Raw genomic sequence first — 15,079 nt, 5'->3', positions numbered from 1 at the left:
TGGCGTGGCACCCACGCCTGTTTATGGGGCGTTAGTCAGCTTTCCGTGCTGTCAAACGCTTCCATCACCCGGCTGGAATAGACAAGGGCGGCCCCTGCGTTCAGCGCCACGGCCACGCCAAGGGCTTCGGCTATTTCCTCCTTGCTGGCGCCTACCTTGCGGGCGGCAGCGGAGTGTACGGCAATACAGCCATCACACCGTGTGGTTACGGCTACGGCCAGCGCAATCAGCTCGCGCGTTTTGGCGTCCAGATGCTTCAGTTCAGGCAGAGGTGTTTCCAGCGTTTGCAACCCTTTGAGTGTGTTTGGGGTTAGCTGTGCCAGTGCCTTGACGTTTTTTTGCATATTGGCGCGATAAGCATTCCAGTCGGTCATGACATGGACTCCGATATGGGTATGTTGGACCTTCCAACAGCACCAGAGCCCTTCGGCCTTGTCACGACACGGTTAGGAGAGGTGTTGATACTTGCGGAAAGAGCCTTCAAGCCGTTATCGGGCAGACTTATGACAGACATGAACACGAGCGGGGCCTCCGCTGCGACCGCACAGGGGCCTCTGGCAGTTTACCGGCAGCGCATTGCGACCGGGGACATCAAGAGCGATCCGGATCAGGCCCGTGTGGTCGAACGTCTGGACCAGTTGTGGCGCGAACTTGCCACCATGCCCGCGCGCGCGCCGCAGGCGGCCAGCCCCGCCAGCAAAGGCAGGGGCTTTCTGGCAGGACTTGCCAAAAAGCTGATGAGCCAGCCCGCACAGCCCACGCAGGACCGCCCGCGCGGGCTTTATATTGTGGGGCGGGTCGGCCGGGGCAAAACCATGGTCATGGATCTGTTTTTTGGCTGTGCGCCTGTCCGGCTCAAGGAGCGCATCCATTTTCTGCGCTTCATGCAGGACGTGCACCAGAAGCTGCATGCCCTCAAGGCCGCCAACCCCGGTATGGCCGACCCCATTCCCCCGCTGGCCAAAGCCATTGCAGCCCGTGTGCAGCTTTTGTGCTTTGACGAGTTTCAGGTGAACGACATTGCCGATGCCATGATTCTGGGCCGCCTGTTTGAGGCCCTGTTTGCCGATGGCGTGGTGATTGTGGCCACCTCCAACACCGAGCCTTCCCAGCTGTTCCAGAACAGACCGGGGGCGGATGCCTTTAAGCCGTTCATTGCCATTATCCGGCGTGAGCTGGATACGATCGAGCTGGATTCGCCACGGGATTACCGGCGCGGGCGCGAGCAGGACCGGCAGACATGGCTGGTCCCGGCCGATGCGCAGGCCCACGCCACGCTGGACCGTATTTTTGCCCATCAGGCCGGTGGTGCCAGCCCCCAGCCGGTCACGCTGGAGTTTATTGGCCGCAGTTTTGAGGTGGAGCAGGCGGCAGGGCCGGTGTGCCGGTTCGATTTCAACTCTTTGTGTGGAAAACCGCTGGGGCCGAACGATTATCTGGCACTGGCAAGGCGTTTTCCCGTTGTCGTGATCGACAACATTCCCTGCATGGGACAGGACGAGGCCAACCTGGCGCGGCGCTTCATTACCCTCATAGATGCCTTGTACGACAACGGAAACCTGCTGTTTGCCTCGGCTGCGGCCGCACCTGACAAACTGTTTACCGAGGGCGAGGGATCGGACGCATTTGCCCGTACAGCCTCCCGTCTGGCGGAAATGGGCAGTGAAAGCTGGCTTGAGCATGGTGCACAGGCAGCACAGGCGGCGCATAGCCTCGCTAGAGCGTGACAGGCGGTGCCCTTGTTCCGCTCCCATGGCCGGTCTAGCTCTTGAGACAGAAAGAGCCGGGGGCTGTGTGCTTCTGGCAAGGGATATCAAGGGCACTCTGCCGTATGGGTGGGGTGAAGGAAAAGATGGTCCGGCTTACGTTGGAGTGTGACACAACATCTGGTCTGCGGCGCGTGATCACCCCGCGACAGGGAGGAATGTGAGATGGCGGTATCGGATATGCTGGCAACCGCTCTGAACGGTGCCAATATCGCGTACCTTGCGGATTTGTATGCCCAGTGGGCAAAGGATCCAAAAAGTGTAGATCCCTCCTTCGATATTCTCTTCAGCTCGCTGGGGGATGACGAGGCAGCCGTGCTGCATGATGCGCTTGGCGCATCCTGGGCACCGCGCCCGTCCATTATTACGGGGGAAGAGCCGCCACCGCCTGCCAAGGGTGGCCCGGCTGGCGGTCTGGCCGCGCAGGATAGTCTGGCTATTGCCCGGCTGGTCCGCGCCTACCGCGAATTTGGTCATCTGGAAGCAACGCTTGACCCGCTCGGGCTCAAGGTTCCCACCCAGCGTGAGGAACTGAACCCCCAGACCTACGGCTTTGGCCCCAAGGATCTGGAGCGTGAGGTTTTTATTGGCTCCCTGCTGGAGCCTCTGCTCAAGGGGCGCAACACAGCCAAGGTCAAGGACGTTATTGCGGCCCTGCGCACGGTATACTGTGGCAATATTGGTGCGGAATACCTGTATGCCCGGAATACCGAACAGCGCGAATGGTTCCGCAACCGGCTGGAAAGCGATAACTGGCAGCAGAATGTCAGCGTGGCCGAACGCAAGAGCATTCTTAAAAATCTGGCTGAAGCAGAAGGGTTCGAAGCCTTCTGTCAGAAGCGCTACGTGGGTGCGAAGCGCTTTGGGCTGGAAGGGGGGGAAATCTCCATTCCCGCACTGCACGCCATTGTGGACCAGTCCGCAGTGCAAGGTGTTGGCTCGGTCACTATCGGCATGGCCCATCGTGGCCGCCTGAACACGCTGGTCAATGTGGTGCGCAAGCCTTACGTGGCCATTTTTAACGAATTTGCCGGTGGCTCCTTCAAGCCCGACAATGTGGAAGGCTCGGGGGACGTCAAGTACCATCTGGGGTCTTCGGCGGATGTGGAAGTGAGCGGGCGCTCGGTGCATATTTCGCTCCTGCCCAACCCTTCGCATCTTGAGGCCGTGGATTCCGTTGTGCTGGGCAAGGTGCGCGCAACGCAGGATGATGCGGGCGATACGCAAAACCGCACTGGCAGCATGGGCATTATCATTCATGGTGATGCGGCATTTGCCGGGCAGGGTATTGTTTACGAAACCTTTGCCATGTCCCAGCTCCCCGGCTACCGCACGGGTGGAACCATCCATATGGTGGTCAACAACCAGATCGGCTTTACCACCAACCCCGAATGCGGGCATTCCGGTGTGTATGGCACTGACCTTGCCAAATCCATTGAGGCACCTGTCCTGCATGTGAATGGGGATGATGCCGAGGCCGTTATCTACGCCTCACGCCTTGCCGCGGATTACCGCCTCAGATTTGCCAGCGACATTGTGCTCGACATTGTCTGCTACCGCCGCCATGGCCACAACGAAACGGATGAGCCGGTCTTTACCCAGCCCGTCATGTACAAGGCCATTGCCAGCCACGAAACGCCGCACACCCTGTATGCCCGCCGTGTTGTGGAAGCAGGGGTCATGACCGAGGCCGAAACGCAAGCTCAGTGGGATGCGTTCCAGGATCGGCTGGAAGCGGATTACAAGGCTGCCGAATCCTACAAGGTTAACAAGGCAGACTGGCTGGAAGGCGGCTGGAAGGGGCTAACCGCACCGGGGCAGAAGCCCGAGCAGGCATGGCCCGATACGGGTGTGGCACTGGATGCGCTGCAAAAAATTGGGGCTGCCATTACCAAGGTGCCCGAAGGGTTCAACCTCAATTCCAAAATTGCGCGCCAGCTCAAGGCCAAGGCGGCCATGTTCAGCTCGGGCGAAGGGTTCGACTGGGCAACGGGTGAGGCCATGGGCTTTGGCTCTCTCCTGCTGGAAGGCCACCGTGTGCGCCTGTCTGGTGAGGACTGCCAGCGCGGGACCTTCAGCCAGCGCCATGCAACATGGACCGATCAGGTCAACCAGACCCCCTGCACACCGCTGAACCATATTCAGGCGGATCAGGCCAAAATCGAAATCTGGAACTCGCTACTGTCCGAATACGGTGTGCTGGGTTTTGAATACGGTTACTCCGTGCGCAACCCGCAGACGCTGGTGCTGTGGGAAGCCCAGTTCGGGGACTTCGCCAACTGTGCGCAGGTCATTATTGACCAGTTTATCGCATCGGGTGAGACCAAGTGGCTGCGCATGTCCGGTCTGGTGCTGCTTCTGCCCCACGGGTACGAAGGGCAGGGGCCAGAACACTCCTCCGCACGTCTGGAGCGTTATCTCCAGCTTTGCGCGGAAGATAACATGTTTGTCTGCAACATCACCACGCCTGCAAACTACTTCCACGCGCTGCGCCGCCAGCTCAAGCTGGATTACCGCAAGCCGCTGGTGCTGATGGAGCCCAAATCCCTCCTGCGGCACAAGCTCGCGGTTTCCGCTCTGGCCGATTTCGGACCGGGGACGCGCTTCAGTCCCGTTCTGCCCGAGGTGGATGCTCTGGGGCCGGATGCCAAGGTCCGCCGTGTGGTGGTCTGCTCGGGCAAGGTTTATTACGACCTGCTTGCCGCCCGGCGCGAAAAGGACATCAAGGATGTCGCCATCGTGCGTGTGGAGCAACTCTACCCCTTCCCAGAAGCAGCACTCGCAGCCGAGCTCAAGCGTTATCCTGAGGCAGATATTGTCTGGTGTCAGGAAGAAACGGAAAATGGTGGCGCGTGGCACTTTGTGGACCGGCGGATTGAAAAAGCTCTGGTGCGTGCAGGCCACAAGGCGGGGCGCCCGCAGTATGTGGGGCGTGCTGCCGCAGCCAGCCCGGCAACGGGTCTTGCGCGTATCCATGCCGCCGAGCAGGCGGACCTTGTGGACCGCGCACTTGGGCTGAAGGCGGCTCGCTGAGCAGGGTCTGGAATTTTAGAAAAATTGTCCGCCTTACGCGGAAGAAAAACCCTGTGTGGCAAAACCATTACCCCACACAGGGGCTTTCTTGAGAAGAATGGGGAACAGGATGTCAGTCGAGATCAAGGTGCCAACACTGGGCGAGAGCGTGACCACGGCAACCATTGCCAAATGGCTGAAGCAGCCGGGTGAGGCGGTCAAGGAAGACGAACCAGTCGTTGAACTTGAAACTGATAAGGTCAGTGTGGAAGTTGCCGCCCCGCAGGCTGGTGTGCTTGGCCCGCAGGCCGTCAAGGAAGGGGACGAGGTTGAAGTGGGTGCCCTGCTGGCAACCGTTGAACCCGGCAAGGCAGGGGCAGCCCCCGCAGCGCCCAAGGCTGTAGCCGCGGAAAAGAAGGTGGAAGCCCCTGCAACTCCCGCCCCCGCAGCACAGCCTGCGGCCGGGGCAGTTGATTCTGCAGCTGCTCTGCCTGCTGCACGCAAGATCATGGCCGAAAATGGCCTGAGTGCCGGGCAGGTTGGTCAGGGCACGGGTCTTGGCGGGCGGATTACCAAAGGCGATGTTCTGGGCTTTTTGTCCCAGCCGCAGGGGGCAGCCCCCGCCGCCGCACCCAAAGCCGCCCGCAAGGACGACCCGCGTGAAGAACGCGTAAAAATGACGCGCCTGCGCCGCACCATTGCCCGCCGCCTGAAGGAAGCGCAGAACACGGCGGCCATGCTGACCACGTTTAACGAAATCGACATGTCCGGTGCCATGGCGCTGCGTGCCGAATTCCAGGACAGCTTTGTTAAAAAGCATGGTGTGAAGCTGGGTTATATGTCCATCTTCTCCCGTGCTGTTATAGCGGCACTCAAGGAATTCCCGGCCATTAACGCCGAAATCGATGGTGAGGACGTAATTTACCGCGACTTCATCAACCTTGGTATTGCCGTGGGTGGCCCCAACGGTCTGGTGGTGCCGGTTATCCGCGATGCCGATAAAATGGGTTTTGCCCAGATTGAAAAAACCATTTCCGGGTTTGGCAAGGCCGCGCGGGAAGGCACACTCAAGCTGGACGAACTCTCCGGTGGTACCTTCTCCATCACCAATGGCGGCATTTACGGTTCGCTGCTGTCCACCCCGATCCTGAACTCCCCGCAGTCCGGTATTCTGGGCATGCATTCCATTCAGGAACGCCCGGTTGCCGTAAACGGTCAGGTGGTCATCCGCCCCATGATGTATGTGGCCCTGTCCTACGATCATCGCATTGTGGATGGTAAGGAGGCGGTCAGCTTCCTTGTCCGGCTCAAGCAGAATGTGGAAGACCCCCGCCGCCTGTTGATTGACGTCTGATCTGACACTGGCACAGGCCGGAGGCTGCTTGGGTGCTGCTCTCCGGCCTTTCCTTTTTTGCAGACCCTAACGTGAGCGAGACAATACCCATGCCGACCGAAATTAAAGTACCAACCCTTGGAGAAAGTGTGACCACCGCCACGGTAGGGAAGTGGCTGAAGCAGCCGGGCGAAGCGGTCAAGGAAGACGAACCGGTTGTGGAGCTGGAAACGGATAAGGTGAGCGTGGAAGTGCCTGCCCCCGCCGCCGGTCGGCTGGAAAACCACGCGGTCAAGGAAGGGGACGAGGTTGAAGTTGGTGCCGTGCTGGCTCTGCTGGAAGCCGGAGCCGCAGGCAAAGCCGCTGCCCCGGCGGCACAGGCTGCTCCCGCTCAGGCGGCATCTGCCCCCAAGGCAGAAGCACAGGCCGCTCCCCTGGCCGAGACAGATTATGACGTTGTGGTTATTGGTGCGGGCCCGGGTGGGTATGTTTGCGCCATTCGTGCAGCGCAGCTTGGCTTTAAGGTTGCCTGCGTGGAAAAACGCGCAACTCTTGGTGGCACCTGCCTTAATGTCGGCTGCATTCCTTCCAAGGCGCTACTTCAGTCTTCAGAAAACTATCATGCAGCAGGGCATGATTTTGCTGCCCATGGCGTGCTGATTGATAGCGTAAAGCTTGATCTGGCCAAAATGCAGGCCCGCAAGGCCGACATTGTTGGTGCCAACGTGAAAGGGGTTGAATTCCTTTTCAAGAAAAACGGCATCACCTGGCTTAAAGGCCACGGCAAGGTTGAAGGCACAGGCCGCCTGAGTGTGGACGGCAAGCCGGTAACCGCCAAGCACATCATTATTGCCAGCGGGAGCGACAGCGCAAACCTGCCGGGTATTGAGGTGGACGAAAAAGTTATTGTCACTTCCACAGGTGCGCTTGAACTGTCTGAAGTGCCCAAGCGTCTGGTGGTTATTGGTGGCGGCGTTATCGGGCTGGAACTGGGTAGCGTATGGCATCGCCTTGGTGCGGAAGTTACCGTGGTTGAGTTTCTGGACCGTCTGGTGCCCGGCACCGATAATGAAGTGGCGGCACAGTTCCAGAAACTGCTGACCAAGCAGGGCTTCAAAATGAAGCTGGGCCACAAGGTGACCAAGGCCGAAAAAACCAAAAAAGGCGTTGTGCTCAGTATCGAACCATCGGCTGGTGGCGCGGTGGAAACGCTGGAAGCCGATGTGGTTCTGGTTGCGGTTGGCCGTACGGCAGCCAGCAAGAACATGGGGCTGGAAGAAGCCGGTATTGCGCTGGACAAGCGCGGCCGTGTGGAAGTGGATGCCCATTACGCAACCAACGTGCCCGGTATTTACGCTATTGGGGACGTTATTGCGGGCCCCATGCTGGCCCACAAGGCGGAAGAGGAAGGTGTGGCGCTGGCCGAACTGCTGGCCGGGCAGGCCGGGCACGTTAATTACGATGCTATTCCCGGCGTGATTTACACATGGCCCGAAGTTGCCTCCGTGGGCTTTACGGAAGAGCAGCTCAAGGACAAGGGTGTTGCTTACAAGACCGGCAAGTTCCCCTTCCTTGCCAATGGCCGCGCACGCGCACTGGGCATGACCGATGGCTTTGTGAAGGTGCTGGCCGACAAGCAGACAGACCGCGTACTGGGTGTGCACATTATTGGCCCCGCAGCAGGTGAGCTGATTGCCGAAGCCACCATGGCGATCGAGTTTGGTGCCTCGGCGGAAGATATTGGCCGCGTCTGCCACGCGCACCCAACCCTGAGCGAAGCCGTAAAGGAAGCTGCTCTGGGCGCTGACAACCGCGCGATCAATATCTAAGAAAATTTTCTTCTTGTTAGGACTAATGCCATACTCTCTTCCGTAGTTGCATACGGAGGAGAGTATGTATGTGTGTGGCAGGGAAGCTGGCAGTCTGCTTGGCCGTGGCTGGTGGTTTTCTGGCCGGGGTAAATATGGTGTATGCCCAAGGTGCGGCATGGCAGAACACAGGCCATGCCGGTGCTGGCACACAGGCTGCTACACCCCCTGCGGGTGTGGATGACCGCGCACTTGACCCCGCCTTTGCCGGAGTGTCTGGCGGCACACATCCTTCTCCTTCCTTTACAGACGACTCTCCCCCCATTCTTGGGGAGGATGCCGCCCGGCAGGAAGCATGGGCGCTGACACTGGCGTTCAGGCGCGAGGTGCCTGTCGCTGTTTCTGTTTCCTCAGCTTATAAAGCGGCATGGGTGGCTTTGGCCCGCCAGCAACTGGAGCAGGCAGGCTATGTGCTGGATCGCCCGCAGGTGCTTGTGGTGGTGGACCGCAACCCCAAAGTGCAGCGCCTTTGCCTGATTCTGGCCATTCCCGGTAGCGCGGACTGGCAGGTTATTGGCAGTACCAAAGTTTCCACCGGCACAACCGGGCGGCAGTATTATTATATTACTCCCACCGGCGTTTTCCCCAATTCGGCAACCCGGCTTGGCTACCGGGCCTTGGGTACCAAGAACGAAAACGGCATTATGGGGAACGGCACCACGGGGATGCGCGTCTGGGATTTTGGTTGGCAATGGGCTGAAAAAGGCTGGCTACCAAGCCGGGACAAAGTGCAGATCCGGCTGGAAATGCACGCAACAGATCCTGTTTATCTGGAGCAGCGGCTGGGCCATACGGCGTCCGAGGGGTGCATCCGTATTCCGTCATCACTCAATGTGTTCATTGACCGCCACGGGCTGTTGGATACGGAGTATGAACAACGCGCCACCGTGGACCGCAGGTTTGCAGCCCTCTTACGCAAGGACAGGGTTGCTTCCCCCATAGCCGGACTGCTGGTTGTGGTGGTGGATACAGCAGGGCTGGCCATGCCCCCGGCCGCTGCGGCTTTTAAAAACGAGGCTGCCCCACACAGGCCCATTGTGCATGGATAAGATTGGTCTTTATGCCTAGCTCTAGCTGCCGCTGAAGTGAGTTCCAGTGTGCGCAATGCCGCAAAAGCATAAAGCGCAAGCTGGGGGCTTGCGCTTTGCTGTGTGCTCCGGTTCAGCCTGTGTAAGCTTTGGCTTACAGGCCCGCAGGCAGCGTGCCGCCATTCTGCGCCAGTTTCTGGCGAACTTCCTTGATCAGCCAGATATTCATGCTCGCGCTGTCTTCCGTGCTGCCGGTGTAGCCCAGTTCTGCCGCCAGCTTTTTGCGGGCATCCAGCGAGCTATCCAGCCCCAGCAGTTTAAGCAGGTCCACAATGGACTCTTTCCAGTTCAGGTTCTGCCCGTTCTGGGTGGCAAGGCTTGTCAGCACGGCATCAACATTAACGGGGGAGCCTGCCGGGGGCACCGTGCCAGGTGCTGCTGCTGCGGCGGCACTGGGCTGCGTGCCGGCATTGGCGGGGGATGTGGTGTCTGGCGTTGCAGCTTTGGCGTGATGAAAAATGGCAGATAAAATGGAACCAAAAATGCTCATGGGGGTAACCCTTTCATAAGATACAATGCGATCGTGTGAGGTAAGATAACCTGACAAATCTGGCAGGAAAGAGACAGTTTTGTGCAAGCGCATGGGTGTGGAGGCTAACGGTGGCATGTTCTGGCGTGCAGGCACGGCAAAAAGCCGCAGCCCTACGGCAGGCAAAGACCATGCCGGTGCTAACGCCCGGAGCCGGGGCCGGTTCGGGTTAAAAACCGCGACCAGTCAGGAATTTTTTGTAGGGGAGAAGGGGCAGGCCACGGCACGTGCGGTGCTGGCAGGGCCAAAGCCCGAAGAAGGGTAGGGGGTATTCCGTAAGGAATGCTCCCCCACCCTTCGTTCAAGATATTTTAGTAACGGTATTCTTCGTGCTTGAAGGGACCGTTAACCGGAACGTCAATGTACTTGGCCTGTGTTTCGCTCAGCTTGCTCAGCTGCGCGCCAACTTTGGCCAGATGCAGGGCTGCAACTTTTTCGTCCAGCTTTTTGGGCAGGGTGTAAACGGCAACATCATACTTGCCTTCAGGTGCCGTCCACAGTTCGATCTGGGCCAGCGTCTGGTTGGTGAAGGAAGCAGACATCACAAAGGACGGGTGGCCGGTTGCGTTGCCCAGATTGACCAGACGGCCTTCGGACAGAACAATCAGGCGCTTGCCATCGGGGAACACCACTTCGTCAACCTGCGGTTTGATGTTTTCCCATGTGAAGTTGCGCAGCCCGCCGATCTGGATTTCGGAGTCAAAGTGGCCGATGTTGCACACGATTGCGCGGTTTTTCATGGCGCGCATGTGGTCAACGGTAATGACGTCCACGTTGCCGGTTGCTGTTACAAAAATGTCCCCACGCGGTGCAGCGGCTTCCATGGTGACCACTTCGTAGCCTTCCATGGCGGCCTGCAGGGCGCAGATCGGGTCCACTTCCGTTACCAGCACGCGGCAGCCAGCATTACGCAGGGAGGCAGCGGAGCCTTTGCCCACGTCACCATAACCGGCAACAACGGCAACCTTGCCTGCCATCATGACGTCGGTACCACGGCGGATGGCGTCCACCAGGCTTTCACGGCAGCCATACAGGTTATCAAATTTGGATTTGGTAACGCTGTCGTTCACGTTGATGGCGGGAACCTTCAGCGTGCCTTTTTTCTGCATTTCCCACAGACGGTGCACACCCGTTGTGGTTTCTTCCGACAGGCCCTTAACCTTGGCCAGCAGTTCGGGGTACTGCTCGTGCATCATCACGGTCAGGTCACCGCCGTCATCGAGGATCATGTTCGGGGTCCAGCCATCGGGGCCCTGAATGGTCTGCTCGATACACCAGTTGAATTCGTCTTCTGTCAGGCCTTTCCATGCGAACACCGGAATGCCAGCAGCGGCAATGGCTGCGGCAGCGTGGTCCTGCGTGGAGAAAATGTTGCAAGAAGACCAGCGCACGGTTGCACCCAGAGCGACCAGCGTTTCAATCAGAACCGCGGTCTGGATGGTCATGTGCAGGCAGCCGGCAATACGCGCGCCCTTAAGGGGCTGGCTTGCGCCGTATTCTTCGCGCAGTGCCATCAGACCCGGCATTTCGCCTTCAGCAATGGAAATTTCCTTGCGACCCCAATCGGCCAGCGAGAGGTCCTTTACCTTATAGTCGCTCATATTATCCTGTCTTTCTATGCAAAGTGCTGCTTTGCTATACAGCCATAGACGGCCATAGGCCAGCCGGAACAGGTATGGCAGGTCTGGTTTTATGTGGTTTTGCTTGCCACAACCGCGGTTTTCTGGTGTCCAGCACTTGTTAATCAAAGACTAAATTATGCGGGTTGTAACGGGTTTGTTCTAATGGCTGTTGTGCGTTCCGTCGTGTTTAATATTGTGGCTTTTGTGCTGACCGGGGTCATGGGGGTTGGCGCATTGCCAATCCGCTGGTTTATGCCCGGGCATGCGCTGGCCTATGCCAAGTTGTGGTCGCGGCTGGTCCTGTGGCTGTTCCGTACCATCTGCGGGGTGCAGGTGCGTGTGAGCGGGCTGGAACATCTGCCACAATCCGGCCCGGCCCTTATTGCCTCGCAGCATCAGTCTGCGTTCGATACGCTGGTATGGATGCTGCTTCTGCCACGGCCATGCTATGTCATGAAAGGTGAACTCACCCGTATTCCCCTGCTTGGCCCCATGCTGGTCCTTACGGGCATGATGCCGGTCGAGCGCGCAGCGGGGGCGCGTGCCCTGCGGCTGCTGTTGCAGGGCACGGACAAGGCGGTGGCCGATAACCGGCAGATTATTATTTTCCCTGAAGGAACGCGCACCATGCCGGGCGAGCACGTGGCGCTCAAGCCCGGTATTGCCGCCATGTCCAGCCATACTGGGTTGCCGGTTATTCCTGTTGCCACCAATTCGGGCCTGTTCTGGGGACGTAATGCGTTTGTTAAACGCTCGGGTGTGCTGCATGTGTGCATTGGCCCAAGCATTGACCCGACCAGAAGAGCGGTCCTGCTGGAAGAGATTGAAAAAAGCTGGCGCGCGCTTGAACCAGGCTGTGGCCTGTAGCTTCAGGTACAGCTTGGCGGCAGGGGATAAACCACCCGTCATTGTGGATAACTTTGTGGAGTATGATCCATGTCATAAAAGGGTCATACCAGTATTGCCGCCTGATTTACTGCATGCCCTTAAGTAAATCAGGCAAAGGTATTTTGTGTGCGTTAGGGGCCGTATGGCTTTTTGTTAAAAAAATCCATTGTCTGCAAAGGGCTTTTTAAGTCTTATGTATTCAGTGCATTTGCTGTGGAATTGGGTGGAGGCATAGGCTAGGTTGCCGCAGGGCAAGGCGCTGCCGGGAAGGAAGTCAGGCTGTGGATAATTTTACGCGGCAGGCGGAAGACAGCCATTTGAGGTGGGGATGACACGCTTTGTAAAAACGGCCCTTGTAACGCTGGCCGCTGGTGTTGTGCTGCTTGGTGGCGGAGCAGGCGCGTTCCGCTGGAAGAGCCAGCAGTATCTGGACCAGCTTGTTACGCACCCTGCCGGGCTGTGCCAGATAACCTATCAGGGCAGGCAGCACACGGGGGGGCTGTTCCGGGCCGGTCTGGCATTGCAGGGCGTGCGCGTAGCCTGCACCCCCACCACGCATGGCGGGCCAGCCAGAGGGGCGGTGGAATACGCGGTCAGCCGTGTCTGGCTGGAGGTGGTGCCGTGGCACCCCTTGCAGGTGCATATGCGCTTGGACGGACCGCAGTCCTTTGCCGTGCCGTATGAACATGATGGTGTGGAGGATACACGCGCATTTGTGCTTGAAGGCAGCCCGGTAGATGTATTCTGGCCCGTGCGCTCCCGGCCTGCCGGCCGTGCTGCGTTTACCGCTCCGTTTGTGCATGTGCGTGCATCGGGTGTGAGCATGACCAACGTGCAGGGCGAATGGCTGTGGAACACACAGGCTACGTTTCAGGCCAGCGTGCTAGGCCTTTCCCTGTCGGTGGAGCAGATGACTGTCCCTGCCTGGCCGCAATATTTGCAAAACGTCAAAGCCGCTTTTTCCATGCCCGGCCCGTATGAGCGCCTGCGCGTGCTGGAACAGGAGGAGGAGAGCGGGCAGGCCATCTGGCCCGAACTGCTCGTGCAAAAAGCCTCGGCTGACTGGAATGGCCTCAAGCTGGGTGTGACCGGCCATGTGCGGGGTGGGCATGCCACAGCCATGACCGGTGATTTCTGGCTGACAGTCAGGGACTGGAAGCCTTTTGTGGAGCGCCTGCAACCTGAAAAAATCTTCCCCCCTGAGCAGGCAGCGGTTTTTAAAACCACATTGGAAGATATGATTGCCCGGGGGGACCGGTCAGGCGGCAAGCTCGTTCTCTCGCTCTCCGCACGCAATGGCTACGTGTATATGGGGGCTGTGCCGCTGGGGCAGATTTTACCAGTTGTAAGGCTGATGCAACCCCAACAGGGCACGCAGGCTACGCAGTAGTGCCGTGGGTGGTCAGAACGTGTCTTTACGTTTGCGCAGGCTGGCCAACGTTTGCGCATCGGGTGCGCGTAGGAACGGGTTTGTCGCGCGCTCAAGCCCAAGGGTAGAGGGCACGGTGGGCAATCCCTTGTCACGCAGGGCGCGTACTTCCTGCGTGCGTGCTGCTAGGGCGGGGTTTTCGGGGTCTACGCTCAGGGCAAAAAGAGCGTTGGAGAGCGTATATTCATGCCCGCAGCAGATGAGGGTCTGCTCTGGTAGGGCGCGTAACCTGCCCAGACTTGTAAACATCTGCTGTGCTGTGCCTTCAAACAGGCGGCCACAGCCAAGGCTGAACAGCGTATCGCCACAGAATAGGGCCGGGGGCTGGTCAAAGTAATAGGCAATATGGCCCAGCGTATGGCCCGGCATGGCAAGAACCTGCCCGGCGCTCTGGCCTATTTCCAGCCTGTCATTGTCATGCAGGGGCAGGTCCAGTGCCGGCATGCGGTGCTGTTCGGCTGCGGGGCCAGCCACTTTGGCATGGTAACGGGCGCGCAGGGCATCAGTGCCGCCAATATGGTCGTGGTGGTGGTGGGTGAGTAAAATAAAATCCAGCCTGTTCCCATCCTCAGCCAGTGCGCGTTCTATGGGGGCGGCCTCGCCGGGGTCCACAATGGCAGTTGTGCCAGTTGCTTCATCCCGCAGGAGCCAGGCGTAATTATCGTTCAGGACCGGAATGGCGCGAATGGTAAGGGGCATGGGGCCTCCTGCTGCTGGCTGGGTCATGGCTTTGGCGGGCCAATATATGATAGGCATGAACCATGCAAAATGCCATGCCGCGCGAAGAATGCTTTTACGGGACTCCACCGGGCAGAGTGTGTGTCAGCCTGCTGGGCGAGCGCATGCGGTGGTTCTGGCCGGAGCTTAAAAACCAGTCTGTTCTGGGGTTGGGCGGGGCAGTCCCTTACCTGCACGCACTGGGCGATGCATCCACCCTGCGCATTGGGGCCAGTTTTGGGGGCGTGCAGGGCGATATGGTTTTGCAGCCCGGTCCATGCTGCGTGGTGGACCCTGCGAGCCTTCCATTTGAAGCGCAGAGGTTTGACCGCATTGTGCTTGTGCATGCTCTGCAAGGGCGTGAAAACCCGCTGACCGTGCTGCGCTCCGCAGCGCGCGCGCTCAAGGATGATGGACGCCTGCTTATGGTGGTGCCCAGTCGGCTGGGTGGGCGGGCAAGGCTGCGGCGTACTCCGTTTGCGCGGGATGCCTCCTTTACGCGGCCCAAGCTGCGGCAGTTGCTGGCAGCAGCCATGCTGCGGGCCGAACAGTGGGATGAGGCCGTGTTCCTGCCCGCAAGTCAGGCCTGCCGCACGCTCCGGCGTGGTCGGCGGATGGATATTGCAGGCAAGGTGCTCTGCCCCGGTGGCGGAAGCCTTATTCTGGTAGAAGCCGTGCCGGAAATGTATTCTGCTCTTTCTTTGCCCGTGCAGCACAAAAAGGGGTGGCTTGCGCGTATGCGCATGCCCTCGGCTGGCATGGCCGGAGCGCCCAGAGCGGGAAAAACACCCTAGCCCGCACTGGGCACGGTTGAACGCATTGTATTC

Annotated in this window: 13 protein-coding genes; 9 read left to right on the top strand and 4 right to left on the bottom strand. The window is 59.1% G+C overall.

Annotated features, from left to right (window positions below; translation table 11 throughout):
• Positions 1–35: 35 nt before the first annotated feature.
• Positions 36–374: a carboxymuconolactone decarboxylase family protein gene (locus GOB83_RS02230; RefSeq protein WP_086645285.1), complete on the bottom strand. Its 339-nt coding sequence runs from the start codon at positions 372–374 to the stop codon at positions 36–38.
• A gap of 15 nt (positions 375–389) precedes the next feature.
• On the opposite strand from GOB83_RS02230, the gene zapE reads away from it, so the two are divergent.
• The 5 genes from zapE to GOB83_RS02205 all read left to right on the top strand — a co-directional run bounded on the left by zapE (position 390) and on the right by GOB83_RS02205 (position 9,028).
• Positions 390–1,727 carry a cell division protein ZapE gene (zapE, locus tag GOB83_RS02225; protein ID WP_086645388.1) on the top strand — a complete coding sequence of 446 codons (1,338 nt, stop codon included), beginning with the start codon at positions 390–392 and terminating at the stop codon, positions 1,725–1,727.
• A 204-nt stretch (positions 1,728–1,931) separates the two neighbouring features.
• Positions 1,932–4,799 carry a 2-oxoglutarate dehydrogenase E1 component gene (locus GOB83_RS02220; protein WP_095349041.1) on the top strand — a complete coding sequence of 956 codons (2,868 nt, stop codon included), beginning with the start codon at positions 1,932–1,934 and terminating at the stop codon, positions 4,797–4,799.
• Between the two features lie 109 nt (positions 4,800–4,908).
• Positions 4,909–6,132, top strand: a complete 1,224-nt coding sequence (odhB, locus tag GOB83_RS02215; protein ID WP_165925099.1) for a 2-oxoglutarate dehydrogenase complex dihydrolipoyllysine-residue succinyltransferase — start codon at positions 4,909–4,911, stop codon at positions 6,130–6,132.
• Positions 6,133–6,221: 89 nt separating this feature from the next.
• Entirely contained in the window at positions 6,222–7,940 is a 1,719-nt protein-coding gene (gene lpdA, locus GOB83_RS02210) for a dihydrolipoyl dehydrogenase (RefSeq protein WP_165925203.1), read from the top strand.
• A 68-nt stretch (positions 7,941–8,008) separates the two neighbouring features.
• Positions 8,009–9,028, top strand: coding sequence for a L,D-transpeptidase (locus GOB83_RS02205; protein ID WP_242005683.1), 1,020 nt, complete (start codon positions 8,009–8,011; stop codon positions 9,026–9,028).
• Positions 9,029–9,161: 133 nt separating this feature from the next.
• Here GOB83_RS02205 and GOB83_RS02200 read toward each other — a convergent pair whose 3' ends face one another.
• Positions 9,162–9,557 (bottom strand): DUF3597 domain-containing protein, encoded by a 396-nt coding sequence (locus GOB83_RS02200; protein WP_165925098.1) that lies wholly within the window; start codon positions 9,555–9,557, stop codon positions 9,162–9,164.
• Positions 9,558–9,636: 79 nt separating this feature from the next.
• Here GOB83_RS02200 and GOB83_RS02195 point away from each other — a divergent pair, with 79 nt between their 5' ends.
• Positions 9,637–9,861, top strand: coding sequence for a hypothetical protein (locus tag GOB83_RS02195; RefSeq protein WP_165925097.1), 225 nt, complete (start codon positions 9,637–9,639; stop codon positions 9,859–9,861).
• A gap of 46 nt (positions 9,862–9,907) precedes the next feature.
• On the opposite strand, the gene ahcY is transcribed toward GOB83_RS02195, so the two are convergent.
• A complete protein-coding gene (gene ahcY / locus GOB83_RS02190) occupies positions 9,908–11,197 on the bottom strand; it encodes an adenosylhomocysteinase (RefSeq protein ID WP_086645390.1) in 1,290 nt (429 codons plus the stop codon).
• Between the two features lie 183 nt (positions 11,198–11,380).
• On the opposite strand from ahcY, the gene GOB83_RS02185 reads away from it, so the two are divergent.
• Both GOB83_RS02185 and GOB83_RS02180 read left to right on the top strand, forming a co-directional pair.
• Positions 11,381–12,085 carry a lysophospholipid acyltransferase family protein gene (locus GOB83_RS02185; protein ID WP_165925096.1) on the top strand — a complete coding sequence of 235 codons (705 nt, stop codon included), beginning with the start codon at positions 11,381–11,383 and terminating at the stop codon, positions 12,083–12,085.
• Between the two features lie 349 nt (positions 12,086–12,434).
• Positions 12,435–13,496, top strand: a complete 1,062-nt coding sequence (locus GOB83_RS02180; RefSeq protein WP_165925095.1) for a DUF2125 domain-containing protein — start codon at positions 12,435–12,437, stop codon at positions 13,494–13,496.
• A gap of 12 nt (positions 13,497–13,508) precedes the next feature.
• Here GOB83_RS02180 and gloB read toward each other — a convergent pair whose 3' ends face one another.
• Complete coding sequence (gloB, locus tag GOB83_RS02175) at positions 13,509–14,234, bottom strand: hydroxyacylglutathione hydrolase (protein ID WP_165925094.1); 726 nt, start codon at positions 14,232–14,234, stop codon at positions 13,509–13,511.
• Positions 14,235–14,296: 62 nt separating this feature from the next.
• Here gloB and GOB83_RS02170 point away from each other — a divergent pair, with 62 nt between their 5' ends.
• Positions 14,297–15,046 (top strand): methyltransferase domain-containing protein, encoded by a 750-nt coding sequence (locus GOB83_RS02170; protein ID WP_095349036.1) that lies wholly within the window; start codon positions 14,297–14,299, stop codon positions 15,044–15,046.
• Positions 15,047–15,079 lie beyond the last annotated feature (33 nt).

Origin of the sequence: Acetobacter fabarum, from assembly GCF_011516925.1 — a bacterium.
GTDB lineage: Bacteria > Pseudomonadota > Alphaproteobacteria > Acetobacterales > Acetobacteraceae > Acetobacter > Acetobacter fabarum.
This window is presented reverse-complemented; position numbering and strand designations above follow the sequence as displayed.

Excerpts from the sequence above, each read along its gene's own strand:
- lpdA (WP_165925203.1), top strand. The coding sequence starts at position 6,222 with ATGCCGACCGAAATTAAAGTACCAACCCTTGGAGAAAGTGTGACCACC.
- GOB83_RS02180 (WP_165925095.1), top strand. The coding sequence starts at position 12,435 with ATGACACGCTTTGTAAAAACGGCCCTTGTAACGCTGGCCGCTGGTGTT.
- GOB83_RS02220 (WP_095349041.1), top strand. The coding sequence starts at position 1,932 with ATGGCGGTATCGGATATGCTGGCAACCGCTCTGAACGGTGCCAATATC.
- GOB83_RS02230 (WP_086645285.1), bottom strand. The coding sequence starts at position 374 with ATGACCGACTGGAATGCTTATCGCGCCAATATGCAAAAAAACGTCAAG.
- ahcY (WP_086645390.1), bottom strand. The coding sequence starts at position 11,197 with ATGAGCGACTATAAGGTAAAGGACCTCTCGCTGGCCGATTGGGGTCGC.
- odhB (WP_165925099.1), top strand. The coding sequence starts at position 4,909 with ATGTCAGTCGAGATCAAGGTGCCAACACTGGGCGAGAGCGTGACCACG.
- GOB83_RS02170 (WP_095349036.1), top strand. The coding sequence starts at position 14,297 with ATGCAAAATGCCATGCCGCGCGAAGAATGCTTTTACGGGACTCCACCG.
- gloB (WP_165925094.1), bottom strand. The coding sequence starts at position 14,234 with ATGCCCCTTACCATTCGCGCCATTCCGGTCCTGAACGATAATTACGCC.
- zapE (WP_086645388.1), top strand. The coding sequence starts at position 390 with ATGGGTATGTTGGACCTTCCAACAGCACCAGAGCCCTTCGGCCTTGTC.
- GOB83_RS02185 (WP_165925096.1), top strand. The coding sequence starts at position 11,381 with ATGGCTGTTGTGCGTTCCGTCGTGTTTAATATTGTGGCTTTTGTGCTG.
- GOB83_RS02200 (WP_165925098.1), bottom strand. The coding sequence starts at position 9,557 with ATGAGCATTTTTGGTTCCATTTTATCTGCCATTTTTCATCACGCCAAA.
- GOB83_RS02205 (WP_242005683.1), top strand. The coding sequence starts at position 8,009 with ATGTGTGTGGCAGGGAAGCTGGCAGTCTGCTTGGCCGTGGCTGGTGGT.